Below are 16,699 nucleotides of genomic sequence, written 5' to 3'. Positions count from 1 at the left end.
ACAAAGAGAAGGAGGGCTAAAAATGAAGGAGATCAGGATGTTCATGTTCGAAAGCTGTCCGCACTGTGCAAAAGCGAGGAAGATAATATCGTCGCTTCTTGACACTAATCCCGAATACAAAAATATACCGTTTGTGATGATCGATGAAAAATTGCAGCCCGAAGAGGCTGATAAATGTGATTATTTCTACGTGCCATGCTTTTTTGTAGGAGAAGAAAAGGTACATGAGGGAACAGTAGATGAAGACAAGGTCAGGGCAGTCTTTGAAAAGGCAGCTGAATAGATCGGATAAGACAGGAATGGTGCAGATGAAAGTTGACGATATCGAAATATTAAAACTGATAGGCAATACTCCGCTCTATAAACTCAAGACAAAGACCGGAGGAGCAGGTGTCTGGATAAAGCTGGAAGGTTCCAACCCCGGAGGATCGATAAAGGACCGGGCGGTATGGGGAATGCTCAAAATGGCCGAGCTCAAAGGCGACCTGAAGAGCGATACGGTCCTTGTGGAACCGACAAGCGGCAATACAGGCATAGGGCTTGCTCTGCTTGGAAGAGCTATGGGGCTGAGGGTCGTACTCACAATGCCTGAGTCGATGTCTGTAGAGAGAAGGACGATACTATCTTCCTTCGGCGCAGAACTTATCCTCACCCCGGCAAGGGAAGGGATGCAGGGGTCTGTAAACGCCGCCTGCGAGTTTCTCTCAAAGGAGAAGAAAGCCCTGATGCTGGACCAGTTTTCAAACGAAGGCAATCCATGGGCACACGAGATGACTACAGGGCCTGAGATACTGAGGCAGATTCCGAAGGACAAAAAAATAGCTGCTTTTGTAGCCGGGTTTGGCACAGGCGGTACGGTCAGCGGAGTAGGAAAGGTGCTTCGCAGTAAGTTCCCTGATGTGAGGATAATCGCTGTAGAGCCGCTCTCGAGTCCGATCGTTACCGAGGGCAGATCCGGCCCGCATAAAATACAGGGCATAGGGGCAAACTTTGTGCCCAAAAATCTCAACAGATCAACAGTTGCGAGGTTCGAAAGGGTAAGCGACGAGGATGCCCTTGCAACAGCCAGGTGGCTTGCTGCAGAAGAGGGGCTTTTCAGCGGCATATCTACAGGCGCAAACGTATGGGCGGCACTGCAGGAAGCCAAAAAACTTTCTGAAGACAGCATAGTTGTCACTGTTCAGCCTGACAGGGGAGATAAGTATCTCAGCATTTTTTCGGCATAATGGACGGGTCCCCGAACTGTGCGGGGCATGACATTAAGGAGTGATGAGATGTCCGGATATAAAAAAATAGAGCTTGTTAAAGAACAAAATGTCGCAGTTATAAGAATGAATTCCCCTGAGTCGATGAACGCTCTTGAAAGTCTCCTCTTTGAAGAGCTCTGCGATGCGACATCAGACGTGGAAAGAGATGAGTCCGTAAGGGCCGTGATACTTACCGGAACAGGCAGAGCATTCTGTGCGGGAGGAGACCTTAAGAGATTTTCAGAGGGATTTGATGCCAACGAAGGGTATCTTTACATGAAAAGTTTTGCCCCCTGGGTTAAGCAGTTTGCCGGGATGTGCAAGCCGACCATTGCAGCGGTCAACGGGTATGCAGTCGGGGCAGGGTTCTGTGTAGCACTCCACACGGACATGATAGTTGCATCAGAGGACGCAAAGTTCGGGATGGCATTTGTAAACGTGGGTCTGATCCCTGACCTTGGAGGCCTCTATGCACTTCCAAGGCTGGTAGGCCTTCAGAAAGCAAAAGAACTTGTATTCACAGGAAGAAACATTTCTGCGGCCGAAGCGATGGAGATCGGGATAGTGAATAGGGTCACGTCTGCAGAAAAACTGATCGAAGAGTCGTTTGAGCTGGCAAAAAAGATCGCGCAGGGCCCGTCTTTTGCTCACAGAATGGCAAAAGCACTGATCAACGCTTCAACCGTAATGACGCTCGATCAGCTGCTGGAGCAGGAGGCCCTGCTCCAGGCGCAATGCATACAGACCGAAGATCACAAAAATGCGGTAGGCTCATTTTTCAGGAAGGAAAAGCCTGTCTTTAAGGGGAGATGAAAGAGGCCGGAAAATCACCGGCCGCTGAGCAATGGCTGAGCAATAGCTGAGCGGTTGCTGAGCAATTGTAAAAGCAGGAGAATCTGCAGCCTCTGGGCCGCGGAGATTAAAAAGCACCATCGTTCCTGAAAGATCTCATTGGGAGCGATGGTGCTTTTAGTTTAGGTTCAAAAGTTTAGTAATAGCAAGGATCTAGAGCTAAAGATCTTAAGTCCCTAAATCCACGATAGAGGCACTCGGGGACGACGGAGAGTAAGGCCAATGTCCGAGAAAGAGGAAGATTGCTAACCTGCGCAGCCAAAGGCTGCAATTCTCCGCAACGCGAGCATCGCAAAGCGTTGCAAATTCTCCGCAGCGTTTCTCAGCTGCAAATTCTCCAGAGGCCGAAGGAAGCGAATTCCCCGCCCCTGCCCTTGGCCCCTACGACCGCTCAGCTATTGCTCAGCAACTGCTCAGCCATTGCTCAGCCGTCTTTATATTTTGTACGCCTCTTCAGGAGCTGCAGGGAGGTCTGCAAGCTTAGAGCGGCTCTCCGCTACGGCAGAAGCTCTTTTCTTTGTCCAGGCTTCAAGTTTTTGAGATATCTCCCTGTCATTTATCGCTATTATTCTTGCTGCCATAAGGCATGCATTCAATGAAGCGTTAAGGCCTACCGAACCGACAGGAACTCCAGGAGGCATCTGCGTGACAGAGAGCAGCGCGTCAAGTCCGTCAAGCGCTCCGCCCTTTACGGGGATGCCTATCACAGGCAGGTTTGTAGCAGCAGCCACGACCCCTGGCAGTGCCGCTGAAAGTCCAGCTGCCGCGATGATCACCTGAATACCTCTTTTTGAGGCGTTGACCGCGTATCCCTCAACGTCACGCGGGGTCCTGTGCGCGGATGCTATTGCCACTTCATATGGTATTCCGAGCTCATCGAGCACCTCAACGCCTTTTTCGATCACAGGGATGTCTGACGCCGAGCCCATTATTATCCCTATCCGGGGAGTTTTCACTTCTGATCCTCCCCTTTCAATGATTTGTCTCCTATGTCTTTCCTGTAATGCGCATCCCTAAAATAGACCGTTTTAACGCGTCTGTAAGCAAGGTCTTTCGCCTCTTTGAGAGTCGGAGCTATTCCTACTACGGTGAGGACACGTCCTCCAGATGTTACGAGAGTCCCGGTGTTGTCATGTGCTGTTCCTGCATGGTAGATGTATGTGTCGTGCACTTCCTCGTCACGGATCACTATTTCGTAGCCAGTCTGGTACTTGTCAGGGTATCCACCCGATGCCATTACGACTCCCAGTGCGAAATGTTCCGGGACAGGCCATTCGACCTTAGCCAGATCACCCTTGCAGCAGGAGAAGATCGCCTCTCCAAAATCTCCGGCAAATACAGGAAGGACTACCTGTGCTTCCGGATCTCCGAGCCTTACATTGTACTCCAGTACAGAGAGCGAACCGTCAGGTTTTATCATGATGCCGGCGTAAATGACTCCGCAAAAGGGAATGTTCTCTTTTTTGAGTCCTTCCAGCGTGGGCATCAGCACAACATCCTCGACCTTTTTCATGAAAGAGCTGTCGACCCACGGTACTGGGGAATAGGCTCCCATGCCTCCTGTATTGTTTCCCTTGTCCCCGTCAAGAGCTCTCTTATGGTCCTGGCTCGAAGGCAGTATCCTGACTGTATTCCCGTCCGTTATGGCAAGGATAGTCATTTCCTGTCCTTGGACGTAGTCCTCTATGATTATATTTCTGCCTGCTGATCCAAGGATCATGTCGTCAAGCATCATGCTGCAGATCGTCATAGCCTCTTCCTTGGTATCAGGAAGAAAGGCCCCTTTTCCTGCAGCAAGGCCGTCTGCCTTCACCACATAGGGAGCAGATCTCTTGTCGAGGGCTTTTTCGCACTCTTCAATGTTGTTGCAGCAGTCGAAGGAAGAAGTTGGTATTCCATGTTTTTCCATGAAATTTTTTGAAAATACTTTACTGCCTTCAAGCTGCGCTCCAAGTTTGCCAGGTCCCATCACAAGAATGCCTGCATCTCTCAATGCGTCAGCTGTTCCTGCCACCAGCGGGGCTTCCGGGCCAATGAAGACCAGGTCGATATCAAGCCTTTTGCACAGCGCTGTCATCTGAAAGGGGTCTGATGGGTTTCCTGCGTGACATGCAGCAAGCTTTGATATTCCGGGATTTCCGGGACAGCAGTGAAGTTTTGTGACGATCTTGGATTTTGAAAAAGCGTGGACGACCGCATGCTCGCGTCCGCCGCCCCCAAGTACCATAATCCTCATGAGAGACCCCCCTTAGTGCCTGAACGTACGGCTGCCGCCGACGAACATGCTTATTCCAAGCTCTTCAGCCCGTTTGAATACTTCTTCGTCTTTGATCGATCCGCCTGGCTGTATGACAGCAGCGACTCCTTCTTTTGCAGCAAGTTCTATAGTGTCGGGGAAGGGGAAGAATGCGTCTGAAGCCATGACTGCGCCCTTTGCCTTTTCACAGGCAAGCCTCAGCGCGTACTCTGCCGCGTCGACCCTGTTGGTGAAGCCTCCTCCTATTCCTACTGCAGCTCCGTCCTTTACCAGAACGATCGAGTTGCTCTTGGTGATAGCAGCTGTCTTCCATGCGAAAATAATGTCATCCCAGAGGTCGGGTCTTGCGTTGCCGATCCACTTGCCTTCATCCATCTTGGGAAGGACCGGAAGCATATCCTCCTGAACAAGGAAGCCGCACCTGTTTCCTGTTATCTGAAGTTTTGGGGCATATCCGGGGGTTATGGTCAGGACTCTGAGGTTGGGTTTCTTTTCCCTGAACCATTCGATCACGCCTTCACCATAAGAAGGCGCAGCGACTATCTCAAAGAATGTCTCAGTGATAGCCTTTGCAGTCTCCATGTCGACATTTCTTGTCATTCCTATTATGCCGCCGAATGCAGATACAGGATCGCACTCAAGGGCTTTTCTGAATGCCTCGAGAGGTGTCTTGCCATGAGCGGTACCGCATGGCGTTGTGTGTTTTACGATCGTGCAGGCGCAGAGGTCCTGGAATACTGAGCATCCGCGAAGAAGTGTATCAAGGTCAAGAAGGTTGTTGTAGGAAAGTTCCTTCCCTGAGTGCTGTTCGAATGGCTGTTTCTCAAGCGGGGGAAGGAAGAGCGCGGCTTTCTGGTGCGGGTTTTCACCGTATCTCAGGTCCTGTACCTTACGCAGCGGAAGGATCTTGTCTTCCCCGGTTTCTTCTTCAGTGCCTATCTCTGAGCAAAGGCCCTTGTATATCGTTGCGTCATATGATGAAGTAAGGCGGAAGGCCTTGAGGGCGAGCTTCTGTTTGAATTCAAGCGTGAATTCCTGTTTCTTCTCAAGCTCCTCAAGGACGCACCCGTAATCTGCAATATCAGTCACAACTGTTACGTGGTAGTAGTTTTTTGCAGCCGCCCTGATCAGGGAGACTCCGCCTATGTCGATCTTTTCAATAAGATGGTCGAGGTCAGCCCCTTTTTGAGCTGTCTCTTCAAAGGGATAGAGCGTGCACACAACAACGTCGATGAGCGGGATGGAAAACTTCTTTCTGTCCTCGTCATCCTGGGCCATACCCCTTCTTGCAAGTATTCCGCCCATAACAGCCGGATGGAGGGTCTTCACCCTTCCGCCAAGGATCGCAGGAAGTCCGGTCATGTCAACTACTTCAGTAACTTTTAATCCGCCCTCTTCAAGGTGCTTTGCAGTTCCTGAGCTTGAAACTATCTCGTATCCGTGTGCAGCGAGTCCCTTTGCCAATTCGAGAACACCTGTCTTATCCCAGACAGATATAAGCGCTTTTCTTGTCTCCATCATCATTATTCCTCCCGCTCTTCGATAGATATCGGATTTTCTGAAAAATGTTTTATCAGAGTCTCTTTGTATATCCTGTGTTCGACCCTGTGAATTCTCTCTTCAAGAGTTTCCAGCGTATCTTCAGGAAGGATGTCGACCCTTTCCTGGGCGAGTATGTGTCCGTGGTCAACCTCTTCGTCAACTATGTGGACAGTTACGCCGGTGTGGTCCGCCTTCGCCTCCCACGCGTCACGTATCCCGTGGGCGCCGGGGAATGAGGGCAGCATTGCAGGGTGGATATTTATGATTTTACAAGGGAACTTTCTTACAAATTCAGGAGAGAGGACCTTCATGAAGCCTGCAAGTATTATCCAGTCTGTCTCTGTATCCTTGATAGCCATGGCGATAGCTTCCTCTGCGGCCTTCCGTCCGTCCCTTTTGTAAAAGAATACTCGTGTCTGAGCTCCCAGGGCAGACGCAGTGTCAAGTCCTTTTGCGTTTATGTTGTCGCTTCCCACAAAAGATACCTCCGCAGGCAGTTCTCCGGTAATACAGGCTTTGAGGATGACTTCCATGTTGGAGCCAGTGCCGGAGATCAGGATCGCTATGCGGGGGAGGAACACTTTACTACCCTTCCGATTTTCACAGCTTTCTCTCCGGAACCGGAGAGGGCTTTTTCGATCAGGTGCGCCTCATCAGGGTCAGCGATAAAGACAAACCCGATCCCGAGGTTGAATACTTTTCTCATTTCATCTTCCTCAATGCCTGCGCTCTGGATAAGTTCAAAAATCTTTGGGCGTTCCCATGAGCTGAAATCTATTTCGATGTTGAGTCCTTTGGGGATGATCCTGATGACATTTCCGTACATCCCGCCGCCTGTGATGTGTGCCATGCCGTGTACGGCACCGGTTTCTACTGCCGCAAGGGCAGGCCTTACATATAATTTTGTAGGTCTCATGACAGCTTCTGCAAGTTTTTCGTTCCATCCGGCAGGGACCGCATCAAGTTTCGCGTTCAGCCCGCCTTTGCCGAGAGCCTTCCTTACAAGGCTGTATCCGTTGCTGTGGACACCGGAGCTGCTGAGCCCGAGGATGATGTCACCCTCTTTTACTGCGCTTCCGTCGATTATTTTGTCTTCGTCTATCATGCCGACAGCAAATCCGGCCAGATCAAACCCTTCTTCGCCATAGACGTCTGGCATTTCAGCCGTTTCGCCTCCGAGCAGAGCGCACATGCTTTCACTGCATGCGTCTAGGATACCCTCAACGATCTCTTTAAAAATATCAACATTAAGTTTCCCGCATGAAGCGTAATCGAGGAAAAAGAGTGGTCTTGCTCCCCCCGTGACAAGGTCGTTGACGTTCATGGCGACAAGGTCCTGTCCCAGCCCGCGGTAGATCCCTGTCTCCTTCGCCAGTTCAAGTTTTGTGCCGACGCCGTCGCAGCAGGCTGCAATGCATTTTCCGCCGCCAATGCGGTAAAGGCCTGCAAATCCACCGACTCCGCCAACGCAGTTAGGGTCCTTCGGGCGTTTTTTCAGCATGCCCTTTATGGTTTCGACCCACAGGTCACCTGCTTCGATGCTGACTCCTGCCTTTTCGTAAGTAAAGTTGTTATCCAAGATCACTCACCTGCTTTCAAATCTTTTTCATCAAGATATTTACCTGTGAAACAGGCAGTGCATATCTGATCCTCCTGCAGTCCTATCGCTGCTGTCAGGTTTTCTTCGCTCAGGTACTCAAGGGAGTCTGCGCCTACCTTTTTGCAAAGTTCAGGAAGAGTCATGCGGACGGCTGCAAGAGTCTCTTCTTTTCTGGTGTCGATCCCATATCTGCAGGGATGGACCACGGGGGGTGATGCTATCCTCAGATGCACCTGGGATGCTCCCGAGTCTCTTATCATTGAGACTACCCTCTCTGCAGTTGTCCCCCTAACTATCGAATCGTCAATTACCACTGCCTTTTTATTGTTAAAAACCTCAGATATCGGGTTCAGTTTAATTTTAACACCCAGGTCACGGACTTTCTGTGTCGGCTGGATAAAGGTTCGCCCGACATAGCGGTTTCTTACAACGCCCATTTCAAGCGGTATGTTGGACCTTTCGGCGTATCCGACTGCAGCGATCGTTCCGCTGTCAGGCATTCCCGCCGTTATGTCTGCCTCCGGGCACGGAGCCTGTTCAGCCAGAAGCCGTCCCATCTCTTTGCGTGCTTCATACACCGACCTGCCGTCGATTATGCTGTCGGGCCGGGCAGTGTAGACATACTCGAATGAACATCTCATCCCTCGGAAGCACTCGTGATGTATCTTCAGGCTTCTCATGCCTCTCTCGTCAATGACGATCATCTCGCCGGGTTCAACGTCGCGGAGCAGTTTGGCACCAACGATATCGAGGGCGCAAGATTCTGAAGCGGCATAGTAATCCTCATCCTTTTTGCCTATCACAAGGGGTTTGAATCCCCAGGGATCACGTGCTGCTACAAGGGCTCCGTTAAGGAGGACAATAACAGCGTATGACCCTTTTACCTTGCGGAGGGAATCTATGAGGGCATCCAGAGGCTGCATGTGGGATTTGTGGGCCATGAGATGGAGGATGGCCTCAGAATCTGTTGATGACTGGAAAATTGCCCCCTGTTTCTCAAGCTGGGCCGTCAGTTCCTTCAGATTGGTGATGAGTCCGTCATGCGAAACTGCGACAGCTCCCCTGGCATAGTTTGCCCCTATTGGGAGCACATTGTGCAGCTGGGATCCCGAAAGCGGTGTGTATCGCACATGTCCTATTGCGCAGGGAGCGTTTTTTTGAGTCAGGCACTGCTGTTCTATCGCATTATGGAGAAGTCCCATTCCCTTTGCGGCAGCTATACGCCCGCCCTCACTCCAGGCTATGCCTGCACACTCCTGTCCCCTGTGCTGGAGTGCGTAAAGCCCGAGGTATACCTCCTCCAGGACCGGTTTGCCTGTTTTGCTGTAAGCCCCGAATATCCCACTCATCTTTTTACGCTGATATCCTCTTCCAGATCTCTTCGTATGCACCCAGGACGTTCCCCAGGTCTTTACGGAAGCGGTCCTTATCGAGGCGGTCTCCTGTCGAGCTGTCCCAGAACCTGCACGTGTCGGGTGAGATCTCATCTGCAAGCATGAGGTTTCCTTTTGAATCTTTGCCGAATTCAAGTTTGAAGTCGACCAGGACGATGCCCTTTTCTGCAAAATATTCTTTCAGCACGGAGTTTACCTTGAGTGAAATGTCCTTGATCTTAGCAATTTCTTCCTCTGTCGCCCATCCAAAAAGGATCGCATGATCTTCGAGGACAATGGGATCACCCAGTTCATCGTTTTTGTAGCAGAACTCCACGAGAGGGCGGGGAAGCACCATGCCTTCCTTAACGCCCAGCCTTTTGCATAGCGATCCTGTAGTGATGTTCCTCACGATGACTTCAAGGGGGACGATGGAAACTCTGGTCACGACCTGATGAACATCGTCGATCTGCCTGACGAAATGTGAATCTATGCCTTTTGATTTGAGATACCCGAAAAGTTTTGAGCTTATTTTGTTGTTGAGCTGGCCTTTGCCGCTCATTGTCGCCTTCTTCTCTCCGTTGAAAGCGGTGAAGCTGTCCTTGTATTCCACTATTACAAGATCCGGATCATCTGTAGTGTAGAGCCTCTTTGCTTTGCCTTCGTATATGAAATCCTTTTTATTCAGTTCCATTTCAAGCACCTCCAAAGATTTTTATGTGCAGAGTTTTTCGTTTTGCCTGTCTTTAATTTTTTACCCTGAACTGCCGGCAGACGGTGACCAGGGTTTGATCAGACCTCCAGAAGATCGGAGTAATCTTCATTCTCAAGGTAGCTGCCGTCAAAGCAGGCTGTGCAGAGTTCTGACGAGGGAAGCCCTATCGCATTCCTGAGCTGTTCGCAGGTCAGGTATTCAAGGGAGTCCGCCCCTATCTTTTTGCACAGGGTGGGTATGTCCATCTGTGCCGCCGCCAGTTCATCTGAACTTGGAGTGTCTATCCCGTAATAACATGGGAAACAAACCGGAGGTGATGCTATGCGCAGGTGGACTTTTTTTGCTCCGCTCTCCCTTATCATGGATACTATCCTTCCTGCGGTCGTTCCACGGACAAGAGAGTCATCCACTACCAGAGCCTCTCTGTCTATGAATGCTGTGCGCTGTGGGTTAAGCTTTATCTTGACCCCGATTTCTCTAACGAGCTGGGTGGGCTGTATGAATGTCCTGCCTACATACCGGTTCCTCACGATCCCCATCTCGAAGGGAAGCGATGATTTTTGGGCGTATCCCAGGGCTGCAAGTGTGCCGCTGTCCGGCATCCCTGTGACTACAGAATTTTCCGGGACTGCAGTTTCAGCCAGTTTGACACCCAGTTCTTTTCTTGCCCTGTAAACGGATCTGCCGTCTATAACGCTGTCGGGACGCGCAAAATAAACATATTCAAAAGAGCAGTGGCATCTTTTGGGCGGGCTTACCGGGAGTTTTCGGGATATCATGCCCCTCCTGTCTATGACAAGTATCTCGCCGGGTTCAACATCTCGGATTATCTCAGCCCCAAGTATGTCCAGAGCGCATGACTCTGATGCTATGTAGATAGTCTCATCTCTTTGACCGATGATCAGAGGCCGGAAACCCCAAGGATCCCTTGCGGCTATGAGACATCCGTCAAAAAGTACCGCCAGGCTGTATGCCCCCTGGATCTTCGCAAGAGATTTTTCAAGGGCTTCCAGCTGGACGACCCCCGGCTGGTGGGCCATAAGCTGAAGGATGGTCTCCGTGTCGGATGATGTGTGGAATATGGCTCCCCTGTTTTCGAGATAGCCGCTGAGGCCATGGGCGTTAGTGAGGTTTCCGTTGTGGGCGATGGCGACAGGCCCCTGGGAATAATTTGCTCCGATGGGCTGGCAGTCTTCTATCCGGGTGCCTCCAGCCGTTGCATACCTTACATGTCCTATTGCAGTATCTGCATGGATGTGGGAAAGACAGTTCTGGCTCAGTGCTTCGTGGACCAGTCCCATACCCTTCTTTATGTTTACGGTCCCGTCCTCTATCCATGCAACGCCAGCAGAAAGCTGACCCCTGTGCTGTAGTGCGCAGAGACCGAGATAGACATCCTCAAGTACTGAGGCACCGTTCATGCTGTAAGCGCCGAAAACGCCGCACATTTTTAGAAACAGCCCTCCGTGAAGGCCTTTTTCAGTTTTGAGAGATCAAGGCTGAACATATCTTTCCATTCAAACTTTTCTCCCCCGACAGTTCCTATCTTTGCGCAGGGAAAACCTTCCCATATCTTTTCAAAAGAAGGAGCTTTTTCTTTGGGAACGGCATATATGGCTCGTGCTCCGCCTTCTGAGAAGAGGAGCTCTTCAGCGGTCAGAGATGAGCTTATTTTGACATTGATCCCCCTGCCTGTAGCTATCGCTTCGTTTGCAAGTGCAACTGCAATGCCTCCGCCGGCTACAGCCCGTCCGGAAGACGCGGCTCCGTCAGCAGCGGTTTTCATCGCCCTTTCCCGGAACGACTTTTCCTTGTCATGATCAGGTCTGACAGTTTTGCCAGCCGGTTTGCCGTTTTTCATTACCTGGTAGCGCGAAGCCCCCAGCGAACCGCAAAGATCCCCAACGATGTAGAGTATGTCGCCGGTACCCGCATTTCCTGATGCAAGACGTCTGTTTCTGTCTTTAATAAGTCCGGCAGTCACCACAAGGGGGGTGGGGCAGATCTGTCCGCCTGCTGTCTCGTTGTAGAGGCTGACGTTTCCTGAAACTACGGGGCAGTCAAGGCTTCTGCATGTGTCTGCAAGCCCTTTGATCGACTGTTCGAGTTCATAGAATTTATCAGGTGCCTCCGGAGAGGCAAAGTTCAGACAGTTAGTCATTCCCAGAACTTCTGCTCCGGAGATCCATAGACCCCTCAGAGAGAGGGCCATTGTTTCGGAGGCGCCTGTGTAAGGATCTGTCCAGCATTTGTTTGGCTCAGCTTCCATAGTAAGCAGGCATGCCCTCTCTGTTTCAGGCACTTCAACAACGGCTGCAGGAGCCCCCGGTCCCTCGATGGTATGCAGCTGGACCATTGAGTCATACTGCTCCCATATCTTATGCTTGCTTCTTCCGTTTGGGCAGCTGACCAGGGAGAGGAGGTCAGTCTCAGGATCTTTTGAAATAAGGGAAGAGGTGTTCATTGTGCCTCTTTCCTTGATATCTGCAGGTTCTGCTGACGGCCATATCACTTCCGGTGTGTCTCCCAGTATGGATGTAGGAAGGTCAGCGATAAGTTCATCATTTTCATAGACCCTGTAACGGTGCGAATCAGTCATCATTCCGACTACTGCGCAGTCCAGCCCGTAATGAGCTGCCAATGCGAAGACAGGATCAAGCTTGTCCTCTTCAACTATCAGAAGCATACGCTCCTGTGACTCGGAGAGGAATATTTCCCACGGAGCCATTCCCTTTTCCCTGAGAGGGATCTTTTCAACGGTTATGTCTATACCGCATCCGCTCTTGTGAGCTATTTCGCTGGAAGATGAGAGAATGCCTGCGGCACCCATATCCTGCATTGAAGCGATAAGGCCTTTGTCGAGAAGGTCCATGCAGCATTCAATAAGCAGTTTTTCTTCAAATGGGTCGCCTATCTGTATCTGGGGCTTGCTTGCTTTTGAGTCCTCATCAAGTTCACGGGAGGCGAATGAAGCACCTGCGATCCCGTCACGTCCTGTCTTTGAGCCCAGGAGTACTGCAAGGTCTCCCTTCTTGGCTGTCTGTGAGCTTGCCATCTTGTCAAGACGGACGAACCCTGCGCTGAAAGCGTTTACAAGGGGGTTGTCCGTGTAGCAGGGTGAGTAGAATGTCTTTCCTCCTACAATGGGTACTCCGACTGCATTGCCGTATGCGCCGATCCCCTCAACTATGCCCTTGGAGAGATTTTCTGTTTTTTTAAGCGAAGGGTCTCCGAAGAATAGTCCGTCCATCGAGACCGAAGGCCGGGCACCCATGGCTATTATGTCCCTGATAATGCCGCCTACACCGGTAGCAGCTCCCTGGAAAGGAGCTACAGCGGATGGATGGTTGTGGCTCTCGACTTTAAATGCAAAGCCCCATCCCTCTCCCATATCAACTACGCCCGCGTTCTCTCCCTGTCCCTGAAGAACGTATTTTCCCTTCGACGGGTATGTCTTAAGAAGCCTCTTGGTCGATTTATAACTGCAGTGTTCTGACCACATTACTCCGATCAGCTGCGTCTCAAGGGGGTTGGGCTCCCTTTCAAGAAGTTCATTTATGCGTTTATATTCCGAGTCTGAAAGACCGGCGCTTTTATAGTCCATCAGCATGCACCTCTTTCTTTAAAAGCCTTCGCAATAGAATCCCAGAACCTGATTCCGTCTGTCCCGCCGCTGAGATGAGGGATCGTAGCACGTTCGGGATGAGGCATCAGTCCGAGTATGTTTCCTTTTTCACTGCATATCCCGGCTATGCCGTTCAATGCGCCGTTAGGCGCGTATTCGGCGCCTGCCTTTCCGGTATCGGGGTCTGCATACCTGAAGACTACGCGTCCTGCGTCTTCAAGTTTTTTCAGTTCGTCATCAGGGAGGAAAAAGAGTCCTTCGTGGTGAGCTATCGGAAACTGGAGCACCTTTCCCTTATTAAGGCCGGAGGTGAATTTATTATCGGTCTGTTCGACCCGAACATAGCACCTGCTGCATATAAAGGTAAGCGAAGTGTTTGGAAGGAGCGCGCCGGGCAGCATCTTTGTCTCTGTAAGTATCTGGAATCCGTTGCATATCCCGAGCACAAGTCCGCCTCGGGCCGCATGTTCCTTCACAGCTTTGATGATGGGTGATCTTGCTGCCATCGCCCCGGAACGGAGATAGTCCCCGTATGAAAAGCCTCCGGGCAGGATCACAAGGTCCGGCTGCCCGCTGAAGTTTTCTTCTTCGTGCCATACCATGTCCACAGCTGTTTTCATTGATTCACTGACAGCCCGCTGGACATCCCTGTCACAATTGCTCCCGGGAAAGACAACTACAGCAGTTTTCATCGCACTGTTTCCTTGACTGATATACTAAAGGTTTCTATAAGATCGTTGCAGAGAAGATCGGAACACATGGATTCGAGTATTTTTACTGCCTCCTGCTTCGTGTTCGCTTCCAATTTCATCGTTACTATTTTACCTACCCTTACCTCGTCGACTCCCTTGTATCCAAGATGAGTCAGGGTCTTTTCAACTGCCTTGCCCTGTGTGTCCAGTACACCCTCGCGTGGTGTTATTAGTACTTCAGCCTGAAAGATCATACAGTCGGCCTCCTTAAGTTGTTTGTTGGTTTAATAAAAATTGTCCACCAGCTAGTTCATAATATAGCCTTCAATAAAATAAATGTCAACATTAATTAAGTCTTATATCTTAAAAAACACAAAAAAATACGGAAGTCCCTCACTAAAACGAAAATGCGGGCTTTTATAAAAAATAATGGTTATTCCTTCTGCCGCAAGGCTTTGAATTGGGTTACAACAAATGTGAAATGTAACAAAAAATTGACATCTTGTTACTTGATTAACTATAATAATTATGTCACTGATACACCAGATAATTCTGGTTGTCGTATCTTAATCTTTATTACAGGAGGTCGATTTTCAATGCAACTCAGAAAGCGTTCCACGATCGCGGTACTTATGGTTCTGACCCTCTCTTTGATAATCTGTTCATCAGCTTTAGCAGCTGATAAGGTCATCAAGATAGGCGTACTGTTCCCACTCACAGGTCCGGCGGCTGTTTCAGGGCAGAACTGCGTAAATGCGGTTCTTGCTGCGGCAGATGTCATTAACAAGAAGAACCCGGATATCAACGCTCCTCTTGCAGCGAAAGAAGGCCTTCTCGATGGATATAAGATCGAAATAATCAAGGCTGACCACCAGGGCAAACCTGACGTTGCCAAATCTGAAGCCGAGCGCCTTTACAATCAGGAGAAAGTCTTTGCTGTCATCGGATGCTACAACAGCTCAGCCACCAAACCGGCGAGCGCAGTTGCCGAACGTGCAAAGAAGATCTTCATGTGCGGATGCTCAAGTTCAGCTGCCCTCACAGAGCGTGATTATAAGTATTTCTTCCGTCACGCTCCGACAGACGCCATCGAATCAAAGGAATTTGTTGAGTACATCGAATATCTCAACAAAGAAAAGAAAGCTGGTATCAAGACTCTTGGTTTGATCTACGAGAACACTGAGTTCGGAAAGCATGCTGCAGAAGAAGCCCATAAGGCTGCGAAGCATTCAGGACTTAAGGTCGTAGCAGACGTTCCCTTCAACAACGGTGCGACAAACCTCAACAGTGAAGTCCAGACACTCAAAGCTGCAAATCCTGATGCAGTATTCGGAGCGGCCCTCGGCGGAGACTACTCACTTTGGGTTCGCACAATGAAACAGGTGAACTGGCTTCCGAAGATAGCCCTCAACTACTGCACCGGATATCAGAACCCCGCAGTCCAGAAGGAACTTGCCGGAGACGGCAACCACTTCATGGGCGGGATGGGATACTCACCTGAGCTTGCGAAAAAGTTTATGCCTGAAGCGATCAAGATCGAAAAGAAGTACTATACACCCAGAAGCAACCAGCCCTTTGACAGTGACTCCATTCAGGAAGGTGTAATGCTCTTCGTGCTCGCACAGGCGATAGAGAAGGCCGGATCGCTTGATACCGAAAAGGTAGCTCAGATCCTCAGAACAGAAGAATTCCCATCAGTAATGTCCCTCAGCGGAAAAGTGAAATTTGAGCCAGGCGGACAGAACATTCATGCTCTCAGCGTTATCACACAGATAAAGGACCTGGATTACAAAACAGTATTCCCGCTTAAGTACCAGAAAGCGGAGCCCGTTTTCCCCATGACCCCGTGGGACAAACGCTAGTCGATATTAAAACTTAGGCGTTATGAGGCGGGGCGATCTGTTGCCCCGCCTCTTTTAGGGAGGTTTTTACAGTGAGCAACTTTGTTCAGGTTTTAATAGACGGGATCCTCAGCGGCCTTTTGTATGCGCTTGTTGCAGCCGGACTCAGCATGATGTGGGGAGTAATGGATGTTATCAACTTTGCACATGGGGAATTCCTTATGGTTGCAATGTATCTCTGCTACTGGATAGGAGAGATACTGGGGATAGATCCCCTCTTCTCCTGGATAGCAGGTGGAATATTCCTATTCCTTATTGGAGCACTTACGTATAAGCTGATCATCAAGAACAGCCTTGGAAAAGCTGCTATGGCACCTCTGCTTGCGACGTTTGGTCTTTCGATGCTCCTTAAAAATTTCTGCATGAATCGTTTTACCCCTAATTTCCGTCTGCTCTCAGGCACAATAATGGAAGGCAAGACATTCCATTTCGCCGGAGCAATAGTTTCCGTCCCTCAGCTTGTTACGGCCATCTTCTCGCTGGCAGTGCTCCTCGGCGTTTACTGGCTGATCAAAAAGACCAGAGTGGGCTGGGCGATCCAGGCGACTGCCATGGATAAGGAAGCAGCTGAGCTTATGGGTATCGACACGGAAAATATTTATCTGCTCGTTTTTGGTATTGGCGGCGCCTGTGTTGGCGTAGCGGGCGGACTTATGACTACATATCTTGCAGTGCATCCTGAAGTCGGAGGCCTTTTCAGCCTCATCGCATTCGTAGTAGTTGCGCTTGGTGGCTTTGGAAGCATTCCCGGCGCACTCTTCGCGGCACTGCTGATCGGACTTGTGGAATCCTTTGCCGGTTTCTATATAGCTGCGGTCGTAAAGTACGTGGCGGTCTTTGCGATCTATCTTGTTGTAATAATGATCAGACCTAAGGGTCTGTTTGGGTGGTGACG

The 16,699-nt window shown here is 50.2% G+C and carries 16 protein-coding genes; 5 read left to right on the top strand and 11 right to left on the bottom strand.

The features are described 5' to 3' along the window. Positions 1-22 precede the first annotated feature (22 nt). From CVV54_02980 to CVV54_02970, 3 genes are read left to right on the top strand one after another with little or no spacing between them, the layout of a single operon-like run. Positions 23-283, top strand: coding sequence for a thioredoxin family protein (locus CVV54_02980; GenBank protein PKL04941.1), 261 nt, complete (start codon positions 23-25; stop codon positions 281-283). Between the two features lie 25 nt (positions 284-308). Next, the gene (gene cysK, locus CVV54_02975; protein ID PKL05051.1) at positions 309-1,226 is read left to right on the top strand and encodes a cysteine synthase A; all 918 of its coding nucleotides are present in this window, start codon (positions 309-311) and stop codon (positions 1,224-1,226) included. A gap of 27 nt (positions 1,227-1,253) precedes the next feature. Then, positions 1,254-2,060, top strand: a complete 807-nt coding sequence (locus CVV54_02970) for a hypothetical protein (GenBank protein ID PKL04940.1) — start codon at positions 1,254-1,256, stop codon at positions 2,058-2,060. Positions 2,061-2,533: 473 nt separating this feature from the next. On the opposite strand, the gene purE is transcribed toward CVV54_02970, so the two are convergent. The 11 genes from purE to CVV54_02915 form a co-directional block, all read right to left on the bottom strand. After that, positions 2,534-3,028 carry a 5-(carboxyamino)imidazole ribonucleotide mutase gene (purE, locus tag CVV54_02965; protein ID PKL05050.1) on the bottom strand — a complete coding sequence of 165 codons (495 nt, stop codon included), beginning with the start codon at positions 3,026-3,028 and terminating at the stop codon, positions 2,534-2,536. 23 nt (positions 3,029-3,051) lie between these two features. Continuing rightward, the gene (locus CVV54_02960) at positions 3,052-4,335 is read right to left on the bottom strand and encodes a phosphoribosylamine--glycine ligase (GenBank protein PKL04939.1); all 1,284 of its coding nucleotides are present in this window, start codon (positions 4,333-4,335) and stop codon (positions 3,052-3,054) included. Positions 4,336-4,347: 12 nt separating this feature from the next. Then, on the bottom strand, positions 4,348-5,883 hold the full coding sequence (locus CVV54_02955) for a bifunctional phosphoribosylaminoimidazolecarboxamide formyltransferase/IMP cyclohydrolase PurH (GenBank protein PKL04938.1): 1,536 nt from the start codon (positions 5,881-5,883) through the stop codon (positions 4,348-4,350). Next, complete coding sequence (locus CVV54_02950) at positions 5,880-6,479, bottom strand: phosphoribosylglycinamide formyltransferase (protein ID PKL04937.1); 600 nt, start codon at positions 6,477-6,479, stop codon at positions 5,880-5,882. Before CVV54_02950 ends, CVV54_02955 begins: the two co-directional genes overlap by 4 nt. After that, the gene (locus CVV54_02945; GenBank protein PKL04936.1) at positions 6,461-7,477 is read right to left on the bottom strand and encodes a phosphoribosylformylglycinamidine cyclo-ligase; all 1,017 of its coding nucleotides are present in this window, start codon (positions 7,475-7,477) and stop codon (positions 6,461-6,463) included. The genes CVV54_02950 and CVV54_02945 overlap by 19 nt, the downstream gene beginning before the upstream one ends. Before the next feature lie 2 nt (positions 7,478-7,479). Continuing rightward, entirely contained in the window at positions 7,480-8,847 is a 1,368-nt protein-coding gene (locus CVV54_02940; protein ID PKL04935.1) for an amidophosphoribosyltransferase, read from the bottom strand. Positions 8,848-8,851: 4 nt separating this feature from the next. Next, positions 8,852-9,565, bottom strand: coding sequence for a phosphoribosylaminoimidazolesuccinocarboxamide synthase (locus tag CVV54_02935; GenBank protein ID PKL04934.1), 714 nt, complete (start codon positions 9,563-9,565; stop codon positions 8,852-8,854). A gap of 98 nt (positions 9,566-9,663) precedes the next feature. Then, positions 9,664-11,034, bottom strand: a complete 1,371-nt coding sequence (gene purF / locus CVV54_02930) for an amidophosphoribosyltransferase (protein PKL04933.1) — start codon at positions 11,032-11,034, stop codon at positions 9,664-9,666. Between the two features lie 2 nt (positions 11,035-11,036). Then, complete coding sequence (locus CVV54_02925; protein PKL04932.1) at positions 11,037-13,190, bottom strand: phosphoribosylformylglycinamidine synthase subunit PurL; 2,154 nt, start codon at positions 13,188-13,190, stop codon at positions 11,037-11,039. After that, entirely contained in the window at positions 13,190-13,903 is a 714-nt protein-coding gene (locus tag CVV54_02920) for a phosphoribosylformylglycinamidine synthase I (protein ID PKL04931.1), read from the bottom strand. Before CVV54_02920 ends, CVV54_02925 begins: the two co-directional genes overlap by 1 nt. After that, complete coding sequence (locus CVV54_02915) at positions 13,900-14,157, bottom strand: phosphoribosylformylglycinamidine synthase (GenBank protein ID PKL04930.1); 258 nt, start codon at positions 14,155-14,157, stop codon at positions 13,900-13,902. Before CVV54_02915 ends, CVV54_02920 begins: the two co-directional genes overlap by 4 nt. 342 nt (positions 14,158-14,499) lie before the next feature. On the opposite strand from CVV54_02915, the gene CVV54_02910 reads away from it, so the two are divergent. After that, on the top strand, positions 14,500-15,765 hold the full coding sequence (locus tag CVV54_02910; GenBank protein ID PKL04929.1) for an amino acid ABC transporter substrate-binding protein: 1,266 nt from the start codon (positions 14,500-14,502) through the stop codon (positions 15,763-15,765). Positions 15,766-15,836: 71 nt separating this feature from the next. Then, on the top strand, positions 15,837-16,697 hold the full coding sequence (locus CVV54_02905) for an amino acid ABC transporter permease (GenBank protein ID PKL04928.1): 861 nt from the start codon (positions 15,837-15,839) through the stop codon (positions 16,695-16,697). The last annotated feature ends 2 nt before the right edge of the window (positions 16,698-16,699 follow it).

This window comes from Synergistetes bacterium HGW-Synergistetes-1 (assembly GCA_002839185.1).
Lineage (GTDB): Bacteria > Synergistota > Synergistia > Synergistales > Synergistaceae > Caenicola.
Note: the sequence above shows the minus strand (reverse complement) of the source record. Positions and strands in the feature narration are given on the sequence as shown.